The 23,052-nt window shown below is 35.8% G+C and carries 21 protein-coding genes and 1 pseudogene; 20 read left to right on the forward strand and 2 right to left on the reverse strand.

What is annotated here, in order from left to right; genetic code table 11:
- Nucleotides 1–3: 3 nt before the first annotated feature.
- Nucleotides 4–1,746: an aromatic amino acid hydroxylase gene (locus QMA06_RS14015; protein ID WP_290207512.1), complete on the reverse strand. Its 1,743-nt coding sequence runs from the start codon at nt 1,744–1,746 to the stop codon at nt 4–6.
- Between the two features lie 109 nt (nt 1,747–1,855).
- Here QMA06_RS14015 and QMA06_RS14020 point away from each other — a divergent pair, with 109 nt between their 5' ends.
- The 17 genes and pseudogenes from QMA06_RS14020 to QMA06_RS14100 all read left to right on the forward strand — a co-directional run bounded on the left by QMA06_RS14020 (nt 1,856) and on the right by QMA06_RS14100 (nt 17,520).
- On the forward strand, nt 1,856–2,425 hold the full coding sequence (locus tag QMA06_RS14020; RefSeq protein WP_290207513.1) for a TetR/AcrR family transcriptional regulator: 570 nt from the start codon (nt 1,856–1,858) through the stop codon (nt 2,423–2,425).
- Nucleotides 2,426–2,493: 68 nt separating this feature from the next.
- A complete protein-coding gene (locus tag QMA06_RS14025) occupies nt 2,494–3,567 on the forward strand; it encodes an FAD-binding oxidoreductase (RefSeq protein WP_290207515.1) in 1,074 nt (357 codons plus the stop codon).
- Between the two features lie 93 nt (nt 3,568–3,660).
- Nucleotides 3,661–4,617, forward strand: a complete 957-nt coding sequence (gene paaA, locus QMA06_RS14030; RefSeq protein ID WP_290207516.1) for a 1,2-phenylacetyl-CoA epoxidase subunit PaaA — start codon at nt 3,661–3,663, stop codon at nt 4,615–4,617.
- Nucleotides 4,618–4,799: 182 nt separating this feature from the next.
- Nucleotides 4,800–5,084, forward strand: coding sequence for a 1,2-phenylacetyl-CoA epoxidase subunit PaaB (paaB, locus tag QMA06_RS14035; RefSeq protein ID WP_290207518.1), 285 nt, complete (start codon nt 4,800–4,802; stop codon nt 5,082–5,084).
- Nucleotides 5,085–5,231: 147 nt separating this feature from the next.
- Nucleotides 5,232–5,984 carry a 1,2-phenylacetyl-CoA epoxidase subunit PaaC gene (gene paaC, locus QMA06_RS14040; RefSeq protein WP_290207520.1) on the forward strand — a complete coding sequence of 251 codons (753 nt, stop codon included), beginning with the start codon at nt 5,232–5,234 and terminating at the stop codon, nt 5,982–5,984.
- Nucleotides 5,985–6,106: 122 nt separating this feature from the next.
- Complete coding sequence (gene paaD, locus QMA06_RS14045) at nt 6,107–6,607, forward strand: 1,2-phenylacetyl-CoA epoxidase subunit PaaD (RefSeq protein WP_290207521.1); 501 nt, start codon at nt 6,107–6,109, stop codon at nt 6,605–6,607.
- A gap of 102 nt (nt 6,608–6,709) precedes the next feature.
- Entirely contained in the window at nt 6,710–7,492 is a 783-nt protein-coding gene (locus QMA06_RS14050) for an enoyl-CoA hydratase-related protein (RefSeq protein ID WP_290207523.1), read from the forward strand.
- Nucleotides 7,493–7,548: 56 nt separating this feature from the next.
- Nucleotides 7,549–7,884, forward strand: a pseudogene (locus QMA06_RS14055) (endonuclease domain-containing protein); the annotation flags it as partial.
- A gap of 45 nt (nt 7,885–7,929) precedes the next feature.
- On the forward strand, nt 7,930–8,886 hold the full coding sequence (locus QMA06_RS14060) for a pyridoxal-phosphate dependent enzyme (protein WP_290207592.1): 957 nt from the start codon (nt 7,930–7,932) through the stop codon (nt 8,884–8,886).
- Between the two features lie 91 nt (nt 8,887–8,977).
- Complete coding sequence (locus QMA06_RS14065; protein WP_290207524.1) at nt 8,978–10,168, forward strand: 3-hydroxyacyl-CoA dehydrogenase NAD-binding domain-containing protein; 1,191 nt, start codon at nt 8,978–8,980, stop codon at nt 10,166–10,168.
- Between the two features lie 83 nt (nt 10,169–10,251).
- On the forward strand, nt 10,252–10,659 hold the full coding sequence (locus tag QMA06_RS14070; protein ID WP_290207525.1) for a PaaI family thioesterase: 408 nt from the start codon (nt 10,252–10,254) through the stop codon (nt 10,657–10,659).
- Between the two features lie 32 nt (nt 10,660–10,691).
- Complete coding sequence (gene ypfJ / locus QMA06_RS14075) at nt 10,692–11,552, forward strand: KPN_02809 family neutral zinc metallopeptidase (protein ID WP_290207526.1); 861 nt, start codon at nt 10,692–10,694, stop codon at nt 11,550–11,552.
- A gap of 162 nt (nt 11,553–11,714) precedes the next feature.
- The gene (pcaF, locus tag QMA06_RS14080; RefSeq protein ID WP_290207527.1) at nt 11,715–12,929 is read left to right on the forward strand and encodes a 3-oxoadipyl-CoA thiolase; all 1,215 of its coding nucleotides are present in this window, start codon (nt 11,715–11,717) and stop codon (nt 12,927–12,929) included.
- 233 nt (nt 12,930–13,162) lie between these two features.
- Entirely contained in the window at nt 13,163–15,700 is a 2,538-nt protein-coding gene (gene paaZ / locus QMA06_RS14085) for a phenylacetic acid degradation bifunctional protein PaaZ (protein ID WP_290207528.1), read from the forward strand.
- 60 nt (nt 15,701–15,760) lie between these two features.
- The gene (locus QMA06_RS14090) at nt 15,761–16,051 is read left to right on the forward strand and encodes a GIY-YIG nuclease family protein (RefSeq protein WP_290207529.1); all 291 of its coding nucleotides are present in this window, start codon (nt 15,761–15,763) and stop codon (nt 16,049–16,051) included.
- 34 nt (nt 16,052–16,085) lie between these two features.
- Nucleotides 16,086–16,838: an enoyl-CoA hydratase/isomerase family protein gene (locus tag QMA06_RS14095; RefSeq protein WP_290207530.1), complete on the forward strand. Its 753-nt coding sequence runs from the start codon at nt 16,086–16,088 to the stop codon at nt 16,836–16,838.
- An 82-nt stretch (nt 16,839–16,920) separates the two neighbouring features.
- Entirely contained in the window at nt 16,921–17,520 is a 600-nt protein-coding gene (locus QMA06_RS14100; protein WP_290207531.1) for an acyltransferase, read from the forward strand.
- Between the two features lie 47 nt (nt 17,521–17,567).
- Here QMA06_RS14100 and QMA06_RS14105 read toward each other — a convergent pair whose 3' ends face one another.
- On the reverse strand, nt 17,568–18,044 hold the full coding sequence (locus QMA06_RS14105; protein WP_290207532.1) for an Lrp/AsnC family transcriptional regulator: 477 nt from the start codon (nt 18,042–18,044) through the stop codon (nt 17,568–17,570).
- 199 nt (nt 18,045–18,243) lie between these two features.
- On the opposite strand from QMA06_RS14105, the gene QMA06_RS14110 reads away from it, so the two are divergent.
- The 3 genes from QMA06_RS14110 (at nt 18,244) to QMA06_RS14120 (ending at nt 22,974) form a co-directional block, all read left to right on the forward strand.
- Nucleotides 18,244–19,518: a dihydrolipoamide acetyltransferase family protein gene (locus QMA06_RS14110; RefSeq protein WP_407704314.1), complete on the forward strand. Its 1,275-nt coding sequence runs from the start codon at nt 18,244–18,246 to the stop codon at nt 19,516–19,518.
- Between the two features lie 81 nt (nt 19,519–19,599).
- On the forward strand, nt 19,600–20,667 hold the full coding sequence (locus QMA06_RS14115) for a branched-chain amino acid aminotransferase (protein ID WP_290207533.1): 1,068 nt from the start codon (nt 19,600–19,602) through the stop codon (nt 20,665–20,667).
- A gap of 219 nt (nt 20,668–20,886) precedes the next feature.
- Nucleotides 20,887–22,974: an alpha-ketoacid dehydrogenase subunit alpha/beta gene (locus tag QMA06_RS14120; protein ID WP_290207534.1), complete on the forward strand. Its 2,088-nt coding sequence runs from the start codon at nt 20,887–20,889 to the stop codon at nt 22,972–22,974.
- Nucleotides 22,975–23,052 lie beyond the last annotated feature (78 nt).

The following is a 23,052-nucleotide window of genomic DNA, read 5'->3' on the forward strand; positions in this document are numbered from 1 at the left end:
TTTTTATTTAATTAGTTCTAAGCCGTCAGTGATAAGGTGTTCTATTTTTGGCCTTTGCGTTTTTATGGCATTAAGTTGGTTTAAAATAGAAGTACTTAATGTTTTGTCGTGATTTTTAGACAATTCATACAACTCTAATCGCAAAAGCCAATCGGTAGGATGATTTTTGTCTAAAAGAGTAACTATTTGTTTAGCACTATCAGTATTATAAGATGATCTTCTTAACTCTTGAGTGGATTTATAAAGAGACTCAAGCTCTATTTTATGTTCAGTTTTAGGTAATTGCTGCGTTTCGGTTTCAGAAACATGATATAAATTATCGAAAGATCTGTAATCTGCGGCACCAGCAAAAGCGGAAGATATAGATGAGCCTACGGCAAGTTTAAAAGTACCTTGTTCAGGTGAGAATAAGACGTCGTTTTTGTAATTTACTGTACAATCTTCAAATTCAATGAGGATAAGTTTACCGTAAACATTTCTAATTCCGGTCACATTTAAACCTTCAATTGTAATACCACTTTCATATTCTATGGCAATACGTTTACCATCGTAAAAATTGTAGGCTTTTAAATCGCGAGGTTGCATATCTTCAATAGCTAAGCTTATTCCTTTTAATTTACCAATTGGTGAGCTAAACCCGTTTGGGTTGGCGTCTTTTCCATGTCCTATAAGTTCCTTTTCTCTGTTCGCTAAAGCCGTTGGGCCTTCGGTTTTGAAGAAAACAACATTATTGTCTTCATCTGTAATCATATTTGTGAACACACCAGAAATCTGTAAGCCTGTATTAAGCTCTATGCTTCCAACTTTTTTAGAATCTATGAGTTTTTGCAAACCTCTAAAACCACCTTTTCTAAGTGCCATTGTTCCGGCGAATTCCTCTAAAACCTCCATTAAATAAGCGAAATCTGGAGTGACATAAAGTTGAGGTTGTGGTTTTGTTATGTCAAATTCAACTTCGGCAGCATCAATACTGTAGCGTTTTTTTTCAACCTCATTAGTCATGCACCATTTGCTTTCTCCTATGGAAGATAATAAACCTGCGCCATAAATTTTTGGATTTTCAACAGTGCCAATTAAACCGTATTCAACTGTCCACCAATGTAAATTTCTGATTTTTGCCATTTCAGAAAGTGGCACTTTTTTATTTTGTAGATCATTAACATGTGTTTCTGCATTGTCAATGTCTTCTTGTGAACTATTGGGTGCTTCTTTTAAAATTGAAAGTTTTCTAACGGCTTCATACATGTCATTATCGTGTGAAGATAAAATGGCTTTGGCACCAACTTCTCCAAAACGTCTTAAATACTCAGCATAATCTGGGTTTGCAATTATTGGTGCATGTCCAGCCGCTTCATGTATAATATCTGGTGCTGGCGTATATTCTATATTTTCTAATTGTCTAATCTCAGAGGCAATCACCAGAATTTTATATGCCTGAAACTCCATAAACGCATTTGGTGGAATAAAACCATCAACCGAAACGGCAGCCCAACCAATGTTTTTCAGTATTCGGTTCATGCCGTACATGCTTGGAATTGTATCAATAGAAATCCCAGTAGTATCCAGTCCATTTAAATACGAATGATGCGCAACCTTACTCAAATAAGAAACGTTTTTACGCATTACATAGCGCCAAACAGCTTGGTTTATTGGAGAATAATCATCGTAATGCTGCGGCTTAATAAATTGTTTTAAGTGTGGTGGAAGCCTATCTATAAGCGGATTGGTTTCTATGCTTTTATCCATAATTCTAATAGTACTTGTCGATTTTTATGACAGCCAAAGTTAAGAATAAAACAGCCTTTCTATGTTCTATTTATTATTGTAGTTTGCAATAGTAATTTAATTAGGACCAATGAAACAAGAAACACGTAAAGACGAAATTGTAAACACCGCTGCAAAACTTTTCAAAGAAAAAGGATACAGCGCAGTAACAATGCGCGATTTGGCAACGACAATGGGCATAAAAGCGGCAAGTCTTTACAACCATATCAGCTCTAAACAAGATTTGTTAAAAACAATTATCATTTCAATTGCGGAAGAATTTACTAATGGTATGGATGCTATTATAAATTCAGAAGTGTCCACCATTTCTAAGCTGAAAGAAATAATAAATTTACACGTAGCAATCACCGCCAATAATACTAGCGGTATGGCTTCATTAAATAATGATTGGATGCATCTTGAAGAACAACTAGACTACTACTTAAAGCTGAGAACAGATTATGAAAATAACTTTTTAACAATCATTAAAGAAGGCATAAGTAATTCAGAAATAAAAGCAAACAATCCGGAAATCATTATGTTTTCTATGCTTACTACTTTACGTTCCTTGTACCTTTGGATACCTAAAAAAGAAGATCTTAACACATCAGATTTGTCAAACAGCCTAAATGATGTGCTCATTCACGGAATTAACAAATAATTTCATTTTTATTTCTTAACTTTGTCATGTAAACTAACAAGTGTTAGTTTTGATTTATTTCAAACACAATGGCAGAATTTTACAACGTAAAGGTTAAAGATATATATAAGGAAACCGACGATACATCGGTCATCACTTTTAAAATTCCTTCAGATTTAAACGAGGCTTTTAAATTTAGACAAGGGCAACATTTAACTTTAAAAGCAGATATTGATGGTGAAGATGTAAGACGATCGTATTCCTTGTGCTCAAGCCCAGATGAAAATCAATGGAAAGTTGCAGTAAAGCAAATTCTAGGAGGTAAGTTTTCAACCTATGTAAACGAAGAATTAAAATCTGGTGATGAGCTCGAAGTGATGGCTCCTAGCGGAACATTTGGTGTAGAAGTGCAACCACAAGCATCTAAAAATTACTTATTTTTTGCAGCAGGAAGCGGTATTACACCAGTCCTGTCTATGATAAAATCGCATTTAGTTGCAGAGCCAAATTCAACTTGTAAGCTATTTTATGTAAATAAAACGGCAAAATCTATTATCTTTAAGGAAGAGCTAGAGCAGCTTAGAAATAAATACTTTGGGAGGTTAGAAATCTATTATTTTCTAACCAAAGAGCGTCGTGATATCGATTTGTTCAACGGACGTTTTGATGATGAAAAAATGAAGGTGCTTACGCAAACGTTTATCGATATTCCAGATACAAGTGAAGTCTTTTTGTGTGGTCCAGAGCAAATGGTGAATTATGTAGGAGATTATTTGGTCAATGCAGGTTTGCCAAAAGAATTGGTTCATTTTGAATTGTTTGTAACCGGACTTTCAGAAGAAGATATTAAACGTGCAGAGCGATTAGCACAACAGAAAGTTGAAGGTATTGAAGTAACTATTGTAGATGGTGGAAAAGAATTTGAATTCACCATGACAAAAGAGTACGATAACATTTTAGACGCAGCACTTGGAGCAGGAGCAGATTTGCCTTTTGCCTGTAAAGGCGGCGTTTGTAGCACATGTAAATGCGAAGTGAAAGAAGGAACCGTAGAAATGAAAATTAACTATGCTTTAGATGAAAAAGAAGTATCGCAGAATTTGGTGTTGAGCTGTCAAGCCGTACCAACTTCAGATAAAGTAGTCGTTGATTTTGATGTTTAATTATTTGTCATTCCGCATTGTTTTACTGAGCTTGTCGAAGTATGATGCGGAACCCACTAAAAACTAATAACTATTCACTAAATACTATAAATTATGAGTGAAGAACAAATTAAAAATTTAGAAGATCAATTTGAAGCACGCATAGCACGTGACGAAAAAATTGAACCTAAAGATTGGATGCCAGAGAAGTATCGTAAAACGCACATTCGTCAGATGTCGCAGCACGCGCATTCTGAAATTGTAGGAATGTTGCCAGAAGGAAATTGGATCACCAGAGCACCTTCTTTAAGACGAAAAGTAGCTTTACTTGCAAAAGTTCAAGATGAGGCAGGACATGGATTATATTTATATTCTGCAACAGAAACTTTAGGGATTTCTAGAGACGAAATGTACGAACAACTGCATACAGGTAAAGCAAAATACTCTTCAATATTTAATTACCCAACAATCACTTGGGCAGATATGGGAGCTATAGGTTGGCTAGTAGATGGTGCAGCAATTATTAATCAAGTGCCTTTATGTAATACTTCTTACGGACCTTATGCCAGAGCTATGATTCGTGTGTGTAAAGAAGAAAGTTTCCACCAACGTCAGGGTTATGAAATCATGATAAAATTGGCAAACGGAACACCAGAACAAAAGGAAATGGCACAAGATGCGCTAAATCGTTGGTGGTGGCCAAGCTTAATGATGCTTGGGCCAACAGATGATGTTTCCGTGCATACAGAACAATCTATGAAATGGAAATTAAAACGTAAATCAAATGACGATTTACGTCAGCAATTTATAGATCAAACTGTGCCACAAGCAGATTTAATCGGACTCACAATTCCAGATCCAGATTTAAAATGGAATGAAGAAAAAGGAAGTTATGATTTTGGTGAAATCAATTGGGATGAGTTTTGGCAAGTTGTTAAAGGTCATGGTCCAATGAATAAAGAACGAATGAAAGCCAGACTTGGCGCATGGGAACGTGGAGAATGGGTGAGAGATGCAGCAATGGCTCATGCCGAAAAGAAACAAGAACGAAAAGAAAGGCAAGCCGTATAAAAAGAATAATGATTTTAGACCGCTTCGCTGTTAGGTTTCAGACTACACGACCGCTCTTTAATAAATATAGATAAAATTATAGTTGGGTTTTTTAATATTTTGATTGTCCCCTTGAGGGGACTTTAGGGGTGTTTTTAAATTGCACTAAAGATTATAAAATTCAACTTAAAATTCGATTTAAAATGAAAAAAAACTGGCCCCTTTGGGAAATCTTCGTTAGAAGTAAAAACGGATTAGAACATCGTCATTGCGGTAGTTTACACGCTGCAGATGAAGATATGGCATTAGAAAATGCTAGAGATGTATACACAAGGCGAAATGAAGGAGTAAGTATTTGGGTTGTAGAATCTAAAAATATCACAGCTTCAAATCCTGAGAATAATGGTGAGTTATTTGAGCCGGCTCAAGACAAAGTGTATCGTCACCCAACATTTTACGATTTACCTGATGAGGTAAAACACATGTAATTTGAGCTTTGCTTAAATTACAATTCCCACGAAAGTGGGAAACTCATAAATAGAAACTAAATGTCACCTTGAGCGCAGTCGAAAGGTCTCAATAGTTAGAACCAAAATGTTCAATTAAAAAGATTCCCACTTTCGTGGGAAATGAATATGAAAGAAAACCTATATAATTATATCCTCGGAATTGCAGACAACAGCTTAATCCTCGGTCAGCGTCTAGGAGAGCTTTGTGGTCACGGCCCAACATTAGAAACAGACATTGCTTGCACTAATATTTCATTAGATTTATTCGGACAAGTACGAAGCTATTTCCAATACGCTGCAAAAATTGCAGAAGATGAGCGAACAGAAGATGATATTGCCATGCTACGTAAAGAGCGCGAGTATAAAAATGTACTGTTAGTAGAGCAACCAAATACAGATTTCGCTTATACGATCGGACGACAGTTTTTATTTGATGTTTATCATTTAGCATTTCTTTCAGAATTAGAAAAAAGTAAGGATTTAACACTATCGGCAATTGCTAAAAAGTGTATCAAAGAAGTGCGTTATCACGAGCGATTTTCTTCCGACTGGGTAAAACGTTTAGGAGATGGCACCGAAGAAAGTAAAGCGAAAATGCAAGATGCAATCAATACATTATGGACTTATACAGATGAATTATTTCATCAAACGGAAGCCGATAAAACAATGGTAAATGAGGGGATTGGTGTTGATGTCACAACTTTAAAAGACGCTTATTACAAGTCAGTAAACGATCTTTTAATAGAAGCAACGCTAGAAGTTCCAGAATCAAAATATTTTCAAAAAGGAGGAAAAGAAGGCATTCATACAGAACATTTAGGCTATTTGTTAAGTGATTTGCAATACATGCAACGCACGTATCCTAATATGGAATGGTAAAACCAATTCCTGCAAAAGCAGGAATCTTATTAGTATAAAAATTAAATGTCATTCAGAGTAAAGCGAAGAATCTCATAAATTTAAGTAAACTGTCACCTCGAGCGCAGTCGAAAGGTATTAAAATGATAGCAGAAACGCAAAATATCGAAGAAATACTAATTCCAATTCTGGAAAAAGTATCTGATCCAGAAATCCCAGTACTATCCATAATGGATATGGGAGTGGTGCGTTCTGCTGTTTTTGAAAATGGTATTGTTAAAATTGAAATCACACCAACCTACAGTGGCTGCCCAGCAATGGATGTCATAGGTGATGATATTAAAAAAGCATTAAAAGAAGCAGGATACAACTCTGAAATAGATTTAATTCTACATCCAGCCTGGACCACAGATTGGATAACACCAAGAGGAAGAAAAGCCCTCGAAGATTACGGAATCGCAGCACCTTTAGACGCAGAAGCAGACAAAGATGTATTGTTAAACGAAAAGCGAATAGTAAAATGCACTAATTGTGGTTCGCAAAACACGCGTTTAGTTAGTCAGTTTGGTTCAACGGCTTGTAAAGCACAATTTCAGTGCGACGATTGCCAAGAACCATTCGATTATTTTAAATGTTTGAAATAACAATGATTTGTTATACTGAATTTGTTTCAGGATCTCATCAAGTCAAGAAAATAGGATTTGTCATTCCGCACATAATGCGGAATTCACTATAAAAATATGAACATGAGCAAAAGCATACAACTAAAAATAGAAAACAAAGTTGCAACTATAACACTAAACCGACCAGAAGTCTTTAACAGTTTCAATCGTGAAATGGCATTTTTATTACATGACACTTTAGATGATTGCGAAAAAAATGATGAAGTCAGAGCTATAATTCTAACAGGAAATGGTAAAGCCTTTTGTGCTGGGCAAGATTTAAAAGAAGTTACAGATCCAGAATTAAATCCAGGATTCAAAAAAATATTAGAAGAACATTACAATCCAATAATCACTAGAATTAGAGCTATTAAAAAGCCAATCATAGCAGCTGTTAATGGTGTAGCAGCAGGCGCCGGGGCAAACATTGCATTAGCTTGCGATATAGTTATAGCACACGAAAAAGTGAGTTTTATTCAAGCATTTAGTTTAATAGGATTAGTACCAGATAGTGCCGGAACTTTTTTTCTACCACGACTAATTGGTTTTCAAAAAGCATTGGCTTTAGCTATGTTAGGTGATAAAATTTCAGCTGAAGAAGCTGAAAAAATGGGAATGATTTATAAAATGATTCCACTTGAAAATTTTGAAGAAGAGATTAACAAAATTGCTGTCAAATTAGCAAATATGCCAACTAAAGCATTAGGATTGATTAAAGAATTATATAATAAATCAATGACAAATAATTTAGATGCTCAATTAGCTTTAGAATCTAAATTACAAATCGAAGCTGCCAGCACAGAAGATTATGCAGAAGGAGTAGCAGCATTTATTGAAAAAAGAAAACCGAATTTTAAAGGGAACTAGAATTATACTCATGAGTATTGTCCCCTTGAGGGGACTTTAGGGGTGTAAAACAATAAATGAGAAACACAATAATTCCATACAATCCAAAATTGAAAGATTATGCAAGAGAGCTAAGAAAAAATAGCACTTTAGCTGAAGTTTTACTATGGAAAAACATCAAAAATAAAGCATTGGGAGTTCAGTTTCATAGACAAGTACCAATGTTAGATTATATTGTTGATTTTTACTGCCATGAATTAATGTTAGCCATAGAAATTGATGGAGATTCTCATGAATACAGGTATTTTCAGGATGTAAAAAGGCAGAATAAATTAGAGGATTATGGAGTTAAATTTATTAGGTTTTCCGATCGGGATGTTAAAAATAATATGTTTAGTGTTTCATTGTCAATTGAAGAAGAAATAAAATTATTAAAAACACCCCTAAAGTCCCCTCAAGTGGACAATCCTAATCTTCCAAGTAAAAAGATATTATTAGAAACCCACCAAAGAATAAAACCATTTATTCACAACACACCTGTGTTAACTTCACAGTTATTAAATGAAGTATCTGGTTGTAATTTGTTTTTTAAGTGTGAGAATTTTCAAAAAATGGGTGCCTTTAAAATGCGTGGTGCGGCAAACGCTATAATATCACTTTCAGAAGAAGAGAAAAGTAATGGAGTGGTAACCCATTCCTCTGGAAATTTTGCCCAAGCTGTGTCTTTAGCAGCCCAAAAGTTAGGTGTAAAAGCCTATATCGTAATGCCAGAGAATGCACCACAAGTTAAAAAAAATGCAGTTAAAACTTACAAAGGTGATATTATAGAATGCAAATCAACATTGCAAGCAAGGGAAGCTGCAGCAAATAAGATAAAAGAAGAGAAAGGAGCAACATTTTTACATCCTTCAAATCAAGATGAGGTGATATATGGTAATAGTACAGCAGCAATGGAATTGTTGGAAGTACAACCTGAGTTAGATTTTATATTAACACCAGTTGGAGGTGGAGGTTTATTAGCAGGAACTGCTTTAGCCGCACATCATTTTTCAAAAAAATGTAAAGTTATTGCAGGTGAGCCAATGGAAGCAGACGATGCTTATCGTTCTTTAATTTCTGGTAAAATCGAAACAAATGAAACCGTAAATACGATTTCAGATGGCTTAAAAACACATCTTGGGGATAGAAATTTTCCAATCATTAAGGATTATGTCGATAAAATTATTCGTGTTGAAGAACATGAAATTAAAGAAGCAATGAAACTCATTTGGGAACGAATGAAGATAATCATCGAACCCTCAAGTGCCGTGCCTTTGGCAGCAGTATTAAAAAATAAATCAGAATTTAAAAACAAAAACGTCGGAATTATAATTTCTGGCGGGAATGTGGATTTAAAAAATCTACCTTTTGTATGAGAAAAGTAATTTTATCCTGTAAGGTTTTAAAAACCTGAAAGGTATTTAAAATAAGTTTAATTAAAAGTTACCCACTTTCGTGGGCAAAAAGATGAAAGTAGGAATTATAGGAGGCGGAACAATGGGAAGCGGTATTGCACAAGTTGCAGCAACTTCTGGTTGTACGGTAAAATTATATGATACAAATCAAACAGCTTTAGATAAAGTGGAAGCTGCATTGGATAAGATTTTATCAAGGTTGATCGAAAAAGGACGAATTGATTCAGATGAAAAAAATAGAATTCAATCTAACATCAATTATGTCGATAATTTAAAGGATTTAGCGGATTCAAACTTAACGATAGAAGCAATTATTGAAAATATTGACATCAAGAAAAAAGTATTTTCAGAATTAGAAAGTTATGTGTCTGATGATTGTATTATTGCTTCAAACACATCAAGTTTATCCATTGCATCTATCGCAGCGTCCTTAAAAAAACCAGAACGCTGTGTTGGAATTCATTTTTTCAACCCAGCACCTTTAATGAAATTAGTTGAGGTGATTCCTGCTATTCAAACATCAGAAGAAGTACTTCAAAAATCGATTCAAACGATTTCAGATTGGAAAAAAGTTGTCGCCGTTGCTAAAGATACACCAGGTTTTATTGTAAACAGAGTGGCAAGACCATTTTACGGGGAAGCGTTGAGAATTTATGAGGAAGGAATTGCTGATTTTGCAACCATTGACAATGCGATGAAAACTATTGGTAAGTTCAGAATGGGTCCATTCGAATTGATGGATTTTATAGGAAATGATGTAAATTATGTGGTAACCGAAACCGTATTTACAGCATTTTATTTTGATCCAAGGTACAAACCAGCTTTTACACAAAAGCGTTTTGCTGAAGCAGGTTATTTAGGAAGAAAATCAGGAAAAGGCTATTACAATTATGATAAAAACGGAAAACGTGTCATTCAGAGCGATAGCGAAGAATCTCAGAATATCACCTCGAGCGCAGTGGAGAGGTCTCTTGCTCAAAAAATATTCGATAGAGTACTAGTCATGCTAATAAACGAAGCCGCAGACGCTCTGTTTTTTAACATAGCATCAGCTGAAGATATAGACAATGCAATGACCAAAGGAGTTAATTATCCAAAAGGATTATTAGCTTGGGCCGACGAAAAAGGAATTGATTGGTGCGTTAATAAAATGGATGGACTATATAATGAGTATCACGAAGACAGATACCGTTGCAGTCCATTGTTGCGTAAAATGAATAGAGAAAGTAAAACGTTTTTTTAAGTTTTATTAATTGTCCCCTTGATGGGACTTTAGGGGTGTTAAAAAATAAAATAATAAAATCCCCAACATCGTAGAATGTAAACATGAAAGGAGATCAAATACCACATAAAATGTTAAGCCAAGATGCTTACAGTACATGGCTAGGCATAGAAATTCTAGAATGTGAAGTAGGCAAATGTAAAGTAGGAATGACCATAAGAAAGGACATGCTCAATAGTATGAACAAAGCACATGGAGGAATCAGTTATTCATTGGCAGATACTGCGTTTGGGTTTACGGCTAATACACATGGTAATTATGCGGTTTCAATAGAAACAAGTATAAATCACATTGAAGCTCTTAATGAAGGAGATTATATAGTTGCAGAATCTGTTATAGAAAAAGTAAATAATAAGTTGGGATTCAATATTGTAGAAGTGAAACGTGGGGAAGAATTAGTAGCTTTGTTTAAAGGTGTTGTGTATAGAACACAAAAACAATGGCAAGAATAATTTTATAACAAATTAATTAAATCATAAGCATCATGAAATGGAAAGGTAGAAGAAAAAGTGGTAACCTCGAAGACAGAAGAGGTATGGGGAATAAAGGCAAGTTAGCTGCTGGTGGTGGAGTTGTTGCTGTGGTTGTAATTCTTTTACAACTTTTTGGAGGTGAGACAGGTCAGCAATTAGCACCAATTATTGAACAAGTTGGTGGAGGTCAAACTACACAACAAGTCACACAAAGAGAGCTTACAAATGTAGAAAAACAAATGGGGAACTTCATGGCTACAGTTTTAGCAGATACAGAAGATGTATGGAACAGACTTTTTAGGGAAAACAATCTTGGTGATTACAAGGAGCCAACAATGGTTTTGTTTACAGATGCAGTCTCAACAGGTTGCGGAAATGCTACGGCAGCCTCAGGTCCTTTTTACTGCCCAGCCGGACAAAAAGTGTACATGGATTTAGCTTTTTTTGATGAGCTTAAAACCCGATTCGGTGCTAAAGGAGGCGACTTTGCAATTGCTTACGTAACGGCTCATGAGATTGGTCATCATATTCAAACCATCACAGGAACCTCTCAAAAAGTAAGGCAATTACAGCAACAAAGTAGCAAAACGGAAGCCAATAAATTATCGGTTGCTCAAGAATTGCAAGCTGACTTTTACGCAGGAGTCTGGGCACATCATAACAAAAAACACCTACAGGCTGGAGATATTGAAGAAGCTATGAGTGCTGCTAATGCTGTAGGAGACGATGCCATACAAAGACGTACAAGAGGAAGCGTTAATTCCGACAGTTTTACTCATGGGACATCAGAACAACGTATGCAATGGTTTATGAAAGGTTATAATACAGGAGATATGAAGCAAGGAGATACATTTTCTGCATTATTGAATTAATCAATTTCTGAGAAGGTAGGAATCTTATAAATATAAAATAAATGGCACCTTGAGCATTACTGAAATGAAAATATATTTTCATAGAAAGTATATAACGAAGTTGGCGAAAGGTCTTAAATTAAAATTACAAGATTCCCTTTAACGAGGGAATTATACAAGTTTATGAAAGAAGCATATATAATAGACGGCATTAGAACGCCAATAGGAAATTACAAAGGTACATTATCAGCAGTTCGTACAGACGATTTAGGAGCCCTAGTAATCGAAGAAATTGTAAAACGAAATCCTAATATTCCAAAAGAAGATTATGACGATGTGATAATGGGTTGTGCCAATCAAGCAGGAGAAGACAACCGGAATGTGGCGAGAATGTCCTCACTTTTAGCAGGGTTACCTTTTACCGTACCTGGTGAAACTGTAAACAGATTGTGTAGTTCAGGACTATCCGCTATAATTCATGCAAATCGTGCAATTAAAGCAGGCGATGGAAATCTATTCATTTCGGGAGGTGTTGAGAATATGACACGCGGGCCATACGTTATGGCAAAACCATCAACCGCATTTGGTGGTGATTCTAAGATGTACGATTCTACATTTGGATGGCGTTTTATCAACCCAAGAATGAAAGAATTATACGGTACCGATGGGATGGGTAACACGGCTGAAAATCTCGTAGAAAAATATAATATCTCTCGAGAAGACCAAGATAAGTTCGCCTATTGGAGTCAAATGAAAGCCACCAAAGCACAAGAAAATGGTCGCTTGGCAAAAGAAATTGTAACCGTTGAAATTCCACAACGTAAAAAAGATCCGATACAATTTTCTAAAGATGAATTTGTTAAACCAAATTCATCTCTAGAAGTATTAGGAAAATTACGCCCTGCCTTTAAAAAAGAAGGCGGAAGCGTAACGGCTGGAAATTCATCAGGATTAAATGATGGAGCAGCAGCAACGATAATCGCTTCAGAAGAAGCTGTAAAAAAATACAATCTAAAACCATTGGCAAGAATTGTAAGTTCGGCAGTGGTTGGGGTTGAACCTAGAATCATGGGAATTGGTCCAGTCGAAGCTTCTAACAAAGCATTAGCAAAAGCGGGCTTAACCATGGACGATATGGATGTCATTGAATTGAACGAGGCTTTCGCTGCTCAAGCATTGGCATGTACGCGAGCTTGGGGATTAGCAGATGACGATGCAAGACTAAATCCAAATGGAGGTTCAATTGCTATTGGTCACCCATTAGGTGTAACAGGAGCTAGAATTGCATATTCTGCTGCACTCGAATTGCAAGAAACCAATAAGCGCTACGCTTTGGTTACCATGTGTATTGGTGTAGGTCAAGGTTATGCTGCGATTATAGAAAACGTAAATATTTAAAATATAGTGGGCGTTACCACAAGGGTCGCGCTTTCACTACGCGCTCTTTTTGAGAAAAGCAAAAAGGAGCTCAAACAGACCGTTCAATCGCTAACGCGTGCGTGTGCTGTTAAAAATAAAGAATGTCACTTCGAGTGATTCCGATTTTTTTATCGGAATTTATCGAGAAGAAATAATATAGTTTCCCTCCCGATAGTTTTCGGAATTCATGGGAACGATAAATAAATTTATCGATGAGAAAGATAGAACATTATGTAACTGGTTCTTGGACAACAGGAAAAGAAGAAGGAACACCAATTTTAGATGCTGTAACCGGAGAAGCATTCACAAGCATTGCAATAGAAGGTTTAGATATCCCTAAAATTCTTAATTATGGAAGAACAACAGGGCGAAAAGTACTTTCTAAAATGACCTTTCAAGAACGTGGTAATATGCTAAAAAAACTAGCATTTTACCTAACTAAAAGAAAAGAAGCTTTTTATGATTTAAGTTATAGAACAGGTGCAACTCGCGTAGATAGTTGGATTGATATAGAAGGTGGTTTTGGTAACTTATTTGCCAATGCATCATTACGAAAATTATTTCCAAATCAACCGTATCACGTAGAAGGTGACCCAATCGATTTATCTCGTGGCGGACGTTTTATGGCGCATCATATTATGGTGCCTAAGAAAGGCGTTGCGGTTCATATCAATGCCTTCAATTTCCCAGTTTGGGGCATGTTAGAAAAATGTGCTGTCAATTGGATGGCTGGAGTTCCTGCAGTTGTTTTACCTGCACCATCATCATCATATTTAGCAGAAGCCGTAGCAAGAGAAATCATTGCATCAGGCATTTTACCTGAAGGAGCACTTCAAATTATAAACGGAACTGTAAAGACTATTTTAGATACCGTAGAATCTCAAGATGTTGTCACCTTTACAGGTTCGGCACAAACAGGACGCTTATTAAAAGCACATCCAAGATTAATCCAAGAATCGGTGCCATTCACTATGGAAGCCGATTCGTTAAACGCATCCATTTTAGGAGAAGATGCGGTTCCTGGAACCCCAGAATTCGACTTATTTATCAAAGAAGTTAGAAAAGAAATGACGGTGAAATGCGGGCAAAAATGTACCGCGATTAGACGTGTCATCGTTCCAGAAAATTTAGTTGAAGATGTTCAAATTTCATTAGGAAAAGCCTTAGATAAAGTAACAATTGGTGACCCGAGACTCAAAGAAGTAAGAATGGGCTCATTAGTGAGTCGTCAGCAGGTCCAAGCGGTTAGAGATTCCGTAAAAGATTTAGCGAAAGAAGCACAGATGGTTTATGGCAATCTAGATAAAATAGAAACCATTGGAGCCGATTCAGAAAAAGGCGCCTTTATAAGTCCAATTTTATTTAGAGCAGATAACCCATTTGAAAATACGATTGTTCACGAACGTGAAGCTTTTGGTCCGGTAAGTACCATTATGCCTTATAAAAATTTAGACGAAGCCATTACTTTGGCGCAAATGGGGAAAGGTTCATTGGTATCTTCCATTGCTACAAACAACGATAATATAGCCAAGGATTATGTGATTAATGCAGCATCGCATCACGGACGTATAATGGTTATTAATCGTGATATGGCAAAGGACAGTACAGGTCACGGTTCGCCATTACCAAGCTTGGTTCATGGTGGTCCAGGACGTGCTGGAGGTGGAGAAGAAATGGGAGGCATGCGTGGTATAAAACACTATTTACAGCGTACAGCCATTCAAGGCTCACCAACCACATTAACGGAAATCACAGGTATTTATCAACAAAATGCAAAATACAAGGAAGCTGAACAGCATCCGTTTCAATACCATTGGGAAGATATAGAACCTGGGATGTCGCTTAAAACTCATAGGCGTACACTAACAGATACAGATATACAAAATTTTGCAAATCTCACTTGGGATCATTTTTATGCACATACCGATATTACATCTTTAGATGGTAGTATTTTCGAAAAAAGAACAGCACACGGTTATTTCATTATTTCGGCTGCAGCAGGCTTATTTGTATATCCGAATAAAGGACCGGTTGCTGCAAATTACGGATTGGATAGTATTAGGTTTTTAAGACCCTTATATCATAACGATACGATTTATGTGCGTTTAACTTGTAAAGAAAAAGTAGATAGAGATGTCGCTTCGGCAGAACATCCAAGCGGAATTGTAAAATGGCATGTTGAGGTTTTTGATGCTAATTTTGAAAACCGTCCAGAAAGTCAGAAAACAGAAAAAGATAGTCCGTTAGTAGCAGTTGCAACTATCTTAACTATGGTAGAGAAAAAGCAAGAAACTTTTGTTGAAATAACTTCGGAGAACATAGATACATGTCTTTCTAATTTAAAAGCAGATGCCAAGCCTAAATGGGGAATCATGACACCACAACATATGATTGAGCATTTAGAATATACTTATAAAATTGCTTCCGGAGACATTCAAGATTTTGATGTCAATACACCAGAAAAAATTTTAGAGAAAGTGCATCATAGTTTATATAATTACGATAAGTTTCCAAAAAACAGTCAGTTTCCGCAGTTAGAAAAAGATACATTAGATGATTTAATCCATGCTGATTTAGATACAGCAATTGAAAAATTTAAAGTCCAACGCGAAAGATATATAGAATTTTATAAGCAGAATCCCGAGGCAAAATTGAAAAATTTGGTTTTCGGAGAATTAAATAAATATGAGGCGTATCTTTTAGAACGTAAGCATTTGAATCATCACTTCGAGCAATTCAATCTTTTATAAAAGATTGAATTGCTCGAAGCACCCGAGAAATCGGGTGTCTTAAAAATTAAAATAGAGAATTTGAAACACTACGTTTATATAATAAGTAATAAACCAAATGGTGTTTTATATATTGGAGAAACAAAAAGATTAAAGAAAAGAATAAATCAACATAAAAATAAAGCGCATTCAACAACGTTTTCGGCTAGATATAATTTAGATAAGTTCGTTTATTTTGAAGAATATAATACGGAAGCAGAAGCTAAATTAATAGAAAAGCAAATGAAGAAATGGAATAGAGCTTGGAAGGTTGAATTAATAGAGAGTTCAAATCCAAAATGGAAGGATTTGTATAGAGAAATAAAAGTATAACATCAAAAGATTACCGCTTTCGCGGCAAGTAAACATGACAAAACCATACGTTAAACAAACCATAGAAAACGAAGTAGGATACATAGAATTCTTTCATCCTGCACATAACTCTCTTCCTGGAGATGTTTTAGCACAATTAGCACAAACTATAACTGATGCAGAAACAAACGATGCAATAAAAGTTATTGTACTTAAAAGTGGAGGAGACAGAACCTTCTGTGCTGGAGCGAGTTTTACAGAACTGATAAACATCAATGATGCGGCAACAGGAAAAATTTTCTTTTCTGGATTTGCAAATGTGATTAATGCCATGCGTAAGTGTCCAAAATTTATTATTGGTCGCATACAAGGTAAAACCGTTGGTGGTGGTGTTGGTTTAGCTGCTGCAACCGATTATTGTATGGCTACTAAATTTGCTTCCATAAAACTCAGTGAGCTAAATATTGGAATAGGACCATTTGTTGTCGGTCCAGCAATAGAGCGTAAAATGGGATTAAGTGCAATGTCACAAATTGCAATCGACGCTAATACATTTTATAAACCAGAATGGGCTAAGCAAAAAGGCTTATTCACGCATGTTTTTGAAAGCACAGAAGAATTGGATGAGGCAGTAAAAAATACAGCAGAGCATTTATGCACATATAATACTGAAGCTATGCTAGAAATGAAAAAAGTTTTCTGGCATGGTACAGATCATTGGGATAATTTATTAGCTGAGCGCGCTGCAACGAGTGGAAAGCTTGTGCTGTCAGAATTTACAAAAGAGAAATTAAAAGGGTTTAAATAGCCTGTCATTCCGAGCATAACACAGATACATCATCAACACTGTGTCCCGCTCTTCGTCCTCGAAATGACAGTAAATATTATATATGATTTATACATTTAAAGGTTTCACACCAGTCGTTCATGAGTCAAGTTTTGTGCATCCATTGGCAGCAGTAACAGGAAACGTCATCATTGGTAAAAATTGTTACATTGGTCCAGGAGCAGCCATTCGTGGAGATTGGGGACAAATTATTTTAGAAGATGGTGTCAACGTACAAGAAAACTGTACAGTCCATATGTTCCCAGGGAAATCTATTACCTTAAGAGAAAGTGCTCATGTTGGACATGGAGCCATTATTCATGGGGCAAATTTAGGACGTAATTGCTTAATCGGAATGAACACGGTAATAATGGATGATGCCGAAATTGGAGATGAAAGTATCGTTGGTGCTATGGCGTTTGTAAAAGCAGAAACCATAATCCCAAAACGTAGTTTAGTTGTTGGTAATCCTGCAAAAGTGATAAAGCAAGTCAGTGATGAGATGATCGCTTGGAAAACAAAAGGCACCCAATTGTATCAACAATTGCCAACCGATTGTCATCAATCATTAACCGAAGTAGAACCATTGCGTGAAGTACCAGAAACCATGAAAGTTCAAGATGATGTTTATAAAACACTTCGAGAGACTTTTAAAAAACAATAAATATTAGATCTGATAGGTTTTAAAAACCTATCAGATTATTTACAGAATTACAAAACCCTACTCAAATCAATCTCATTAGTTTCCTTACTTGTCGATAAGGCAATTAAACTCTGAACGTTTCCTAAATAAGGAAGCAACGTTAACTTTGAAATAATGAACGTTTCATAGGCTTCAATATCTTCAACTACTAATTTTAAGAGGTAATCAAAATTACCACTCACCCTATGACATTCAACAACTTCAGGGAAATTATTAATTTCTTTTACAAACTTTTCCAAATAACTTCGAGTATGACCTTGCAAAGTAATACCAATAAACACGGTTAGTTTTAAACCCATTTTTTTGTTATTTAAAACGGCCACGTAATTTTCAATATAGCCTTCTCTTTCTAGTTTTTTAATACGTTCAAAAATGGGCGAGGTAGTCATACCGAGCTCGTTAGCAATACTTTTTGTTGTTCGATTACTATTTTTCTGAAGAATTGAAAGAAGTTGAACGTCAATTTTATCGAGTGTGTATGACATAAGAAAAAAAGTTTTTTTAATCCATCAAATATATTAATTAATAGGTAAAAATCCTTAATTAATTATTTTCTAAAGGAAAATATACTGATTATATGTATATATTAAGATTTTAACAACTGGGAAATTAATCATTAATTATCTTTATTTCTTGAATCAAAAGACATTTAACTTGAAGAATTTTGAATTAAAAATGCCTAAAATGGGCGAAAGTATAAAAGAAGGAACCATAATTAATTGGTTAATTTCTGAAGGAGATAGTTTTGTTGAAGGCGATATTATTCTTGAAGTAGCTACAGATAAAGTTGATAACGAGGTGCCTGCACCAGCAGCTGGAACATTAGTAAAAACATTATTTCAAGCCAAAGATGTTGTACCAGTTGGAGAAGTAATAGCTGTTCTAGAAGTTTCAGAACAAGTGAAATCTTCTCATGAAACAAAAGCTTCGTCAAGCGCCGTTGAGAAATCTGAAAAGAAGGAAAAGGCGCCAAAAAGACCAAAACCAGCTCAGCAAGCTTCGGCTTCAACTTCATTTTCAACAACAAACACTAACAGCTTTTTTTCGCCATTAATTATAAAAGTAGCAAAAGAGCATCATATAAGTTTTGAAGAATTAGCACGTATTCCTGCAACAGGTCACGAAGGTAGATTACGTAAAAGTGATGTCTTTCAATATATAGAGGAAGGCAGACCATATAAATTCGCTCAACCAGTTGCCGAAAAAGATCCAATAGCCTATCGTATTCCACAATTACAATTCGACAAAGGCAAAGGAAAAGTCATTGAAATGGATCGCATGCGCCAAATGATTGCAGATCATATGGTGTATTCAAAACATACATCACCACATGTTACGGCTTATGTTGAAGCCGATTTAACCAATATGGTAAATTGGAGAAATGCAAATAAAATCGCTTTTCAAGAAAAGTATGGAGAACGCTTAACCTTTACACCATTATTTGTAGAAGCCGTAGCAAAAGCAGTAAAAGATTTTCCAAACATTAACGCTTCGGTAGATGGTAATAACATCATCGTAAAAGAAGATATAAATATTGGTATGGCAACTGCATTACCAAGTGGAAATTTAATTGTTCCTGTAGTAAAAAATGCAGATACTAAAGATTTAATAACTATTGCTAACGATGTCAATGAATTAGCAGGTAAAGCAAGAGAAAATAAATTAGCCGGCGACGATATAAAAGGCAGTACGTTCACAATATCAAATGTTGGAACTTTTGGTAGTGTTATGGGAACACCAATTATCAACCAACCAGAAGTTGCTATTTTAGCATTAGGGATTATAAAGAAACGACCAGAAGTTATCGAAACCGAAAATGGAGATGAAATCGCTATTCGTAGCATGATGTATTTATCATTGTCCTTCGATCATAGAGTTGTCGATGGATTTCTGGGAGGAAGTTTTGTGCGTCGCGTAGCCGATTATTTCGAGCAATTTGACGTTAACAGAAAAATATAAATTGCTTTATCATTTTGTATAAAGCACAATCCATTATAAATATAAAATAAATTTCTGCTTTCACAGAAATATCAAAAAAACATGAAGCATAACATTTCTATAAATAAAGTAACCGAATCTAAAGTTAAAAGCATAGACTTTAATAATATTCCTTTAGGCACCACATTCACAGATCACATGTTTATTTGTGATTATAACAACGGCGTTTGGGAAAATCCAAGAATTGAACCAATGGGAATGATTCCTACGCATCCAGCAGCAATGGCATTACACTATGGGCAAGCGATCTTCGAAGGTATGAAGGCAACAGTAGATGCTGATGGAAACCCAATGTTGTTTAGAGCAGATAGAAATGCAGCACGATTAAACACCAGTGCAGACCGTATGGGAATGCCACATTTTCCAGAAGATTTGTTCGTAGAAGGATTAAAACAATTAGTCGATTTAGAGCGAAACTGGATTCCGCCAACCGATGGTAGCGCGCTTTATTTAAGACCATTTATGTATGCAGACGAAGCCTTTATTGGTATGCGTGCAGCAACACATTATAAATTTATAATCATGGCATCGCCAGCAGGACCATTTTTTAGTAAGCGTATTAAATTGTGGGCCGAAAAGCATTACATACGTGCCGTAAATGGAGGAACAGGAGAAGCAAAAGCAGCCGGAAATTATGCGGCAGCCATTCGTCCAACAGAATTGGCAAAAGCTAAAGGTTTCGATCAAGTATTATGGCTAGATGCAATCGAACACAAATACATTCAAGAAGTTGGAACCATGAATATTTTTTTTAAAATCGACGGAAAATTCATCACACCAAAACGCGACGGTTCTATTTTAGATGGCATCACGCGTATGAGTGTAATCGATGTGTTGCGCGATAAAGGTTACGACGTTACAGAACGCGCAATCACTATAGACGAAATTCAAGAAGCAGCAAAAAATAACAGTTTAGAAGAAGCTTTTGGCACAGGTACAGCCGTTGGTATTGCTTACATTCAAGACATTGGCGTAGGCGAAGAGATTATTCACGTATCTAACGAAAGTCCAGTTGGTTTAGAAGTAAACAATACGTTAAACGATATAAAAACAGGACGTGTAGAAGACAAGTTTGGTTGGATGCTTAAAGTAGAAAAGCAATTAGCTTAAAATAATTTGGGCGTTACCACAAGGGTCGCGCTTTCACTACTCGCTTCCCGACGAAAAAGTCGGGAGAGCTCAAACAAACCGCTCAAACCCTAACGCAAAAACACCCGTAAAGCTCCCTCAATGGAACAATAGTTCTAAGATTATTCAGGGGATTGTCCCCTTAAGGGGACTTTAGGGGTGCAATAGAAGATTAATTAGAATATTTAGAGGTCATTAAAAATGAAAAAAGAAACACTAAAAAAAGGATTTTCAAAACTCTGCACAGCAAAAGCAATGGCAGAATTATACGAAGCTAATTTTAAACAAGTCTCTAAATATGTGCATGCCACATCTCGTGGTCACGAAGCTATCCAAATAGCTTTAGGTATGCAGTTATTACCGCAAGATTATGCATTTCCTTACTATAGAGACGATGCCATGTTATTATCATTTGGTTTAGAGCCTTACGATTTAATGTTGCAATTATTAGCAAAAAAAGACGATCCTTTTTCTGGCGGAAGAACGTACTATTCACATCCAAGTTTAAAGGATGACGATAAGCCAAAAATTCCGCATCAATCCTCTGCAACAGGCATGCAAACCATTCCAGCAACAGGAGTTTCTATGGGAATGCAGTATAAAGAATTACAAGGTTTAGCTGATTATAGTTTAGAATCGGATCCTGTTAATTCTAACACAGTAGATATGGCCTTAAAACCAATCACCGTTTGTAGTTTAGGAGATGCTTCAGTAACCGAAGGAGAAATAGCCGAAGCTTTTCAAATGGCAGCATTAAAGCAAATGCCAATCTTATATTTAGTACAAGATAACGGTTGGGATATTAGTGCAAATGCAGCAGAAACGAGAGCTCAAAATGCTTTTGAATACGCGCAAGGTTTCAAAGGATTAGAAGCCATTTCAATAGATGGTGCCAATTTTACAGAAAGCTACGAAGCATTAGAGAATGTAATAAAAACCATTCGTACAGAACGCAGACCATTTTTAGTACATGCAAAAGTGCCGTTACTTAATCACCACACATCTGGTGTAAGAATGGAATGGTATCGCGACGATTTAGACGAAGCGCGTTCTCGCGATCCTTATCCAGTAATTAAACAACAGTTATTAGATGCTGGTTTTTCAGATAAAGAAGTCGAAGAGATAGAAAATTCCGCGAAAGCGAAAGTGCAATCAGACTTTGAAAAAGCATTACAAGCCGAAGACCCAAAGCCTGAAGATTTATTTACTAACGATTTTGTACCAACACCAATAACAGAGGAAAAAGGAACACGTTCACCAGAAGGCGCAGATAAAGTTGTCATGGTAGATTGTGCACTTTTCGCAGTAGAAGAATTAATGAAAAAACATAAAGAATGCTTGCTTTATGGCCAAGATGTTGGAGGAAGACTTGGTGGTGTTTTTAGAGAGGCAGCAACATTAGCACAAAAATTTGGAGATGATCGTGTGTTTAATACACCAATTCAAGAAGCCTTTATTATTGGTTCTACAGTTGGTATGAGTGCAGTGGGTTTAAAGCCCATTGTTGAGGTTCAGTTTGCCGATTACATTTGGCCAGGATTAAATCAATTATTTACAGAAGTGAGTAGAAGTTGTTATTTATCTAACGGAAAATGGCCTGTTTCTATGATTCTTAGAGTCCCAATTGGAGCTTATGGTAGTGGAGGACCTTATCATTCATCATCTGTAGAATCTGTAATCACAAATATTCGTGGTATAAAAATAGCGTATCCAAGTAATGGAGCCGATTTAAAAGGCTTGATGAAAGCTGCTTACTACGATCCAAATCCTGTAGTGATTTTAGAACACAAAGGTTTGTATTGGTCTAAAGTGCCAGGAACACAAGGCGCAACCTCTGTTGAGCCAAGTGAAAATTATGTATTGCCTTTTGGAAAAGCATGGGTTTTACAAGAAATTTGGAAACAAGAAAACGTAGAAACTCTAACCATTGTTACTTATGGAATGGGCGTGCATTGGGCAATGAATGCTTCTGAAGAATTAGGTATGCAAGACCAAATTGAAGTCATCGATTTACGTACATTATTTCCTTTAGATGAAGACACGATTATAAAATCGGTTAAGAAAACTGGAAAGTGTTTAGTGGTCACTGAAGAGCCTTCGAACAATAGTTTTGCGAGAGCATTGTCTGGAAAAATTCAGGAAGAATGTTTCAAGTATTTAGATGCACCAGTAACGACCATTGGTAGTGAGAATATGCCAGCAATTCCTTTAAATTCTACTTTAGAGCAAACCATGATTCCGTCAACAGAAAAAGTAAAAGCTAAAATAGAAAAGGTCCTAAATTATTAAGTGATTTTATAACTTAATTTTATTAATGTTAATTTAAAAGCCTAAATCTGTTCTTAGATTTAGGCTTTTAAATTCAAA

The sequence above is a fragment of the Winogradskyella bathintestinalis genome (genome assembly GCF_030407435.1).
Classification (GTDB): domain Bacteria; phylum Bacteroidota; class Bacteroidia; order Flavobacteriales; family Flavobacteriaceae; genus Winogradskyella; species Winogradskyella bathintestinalis.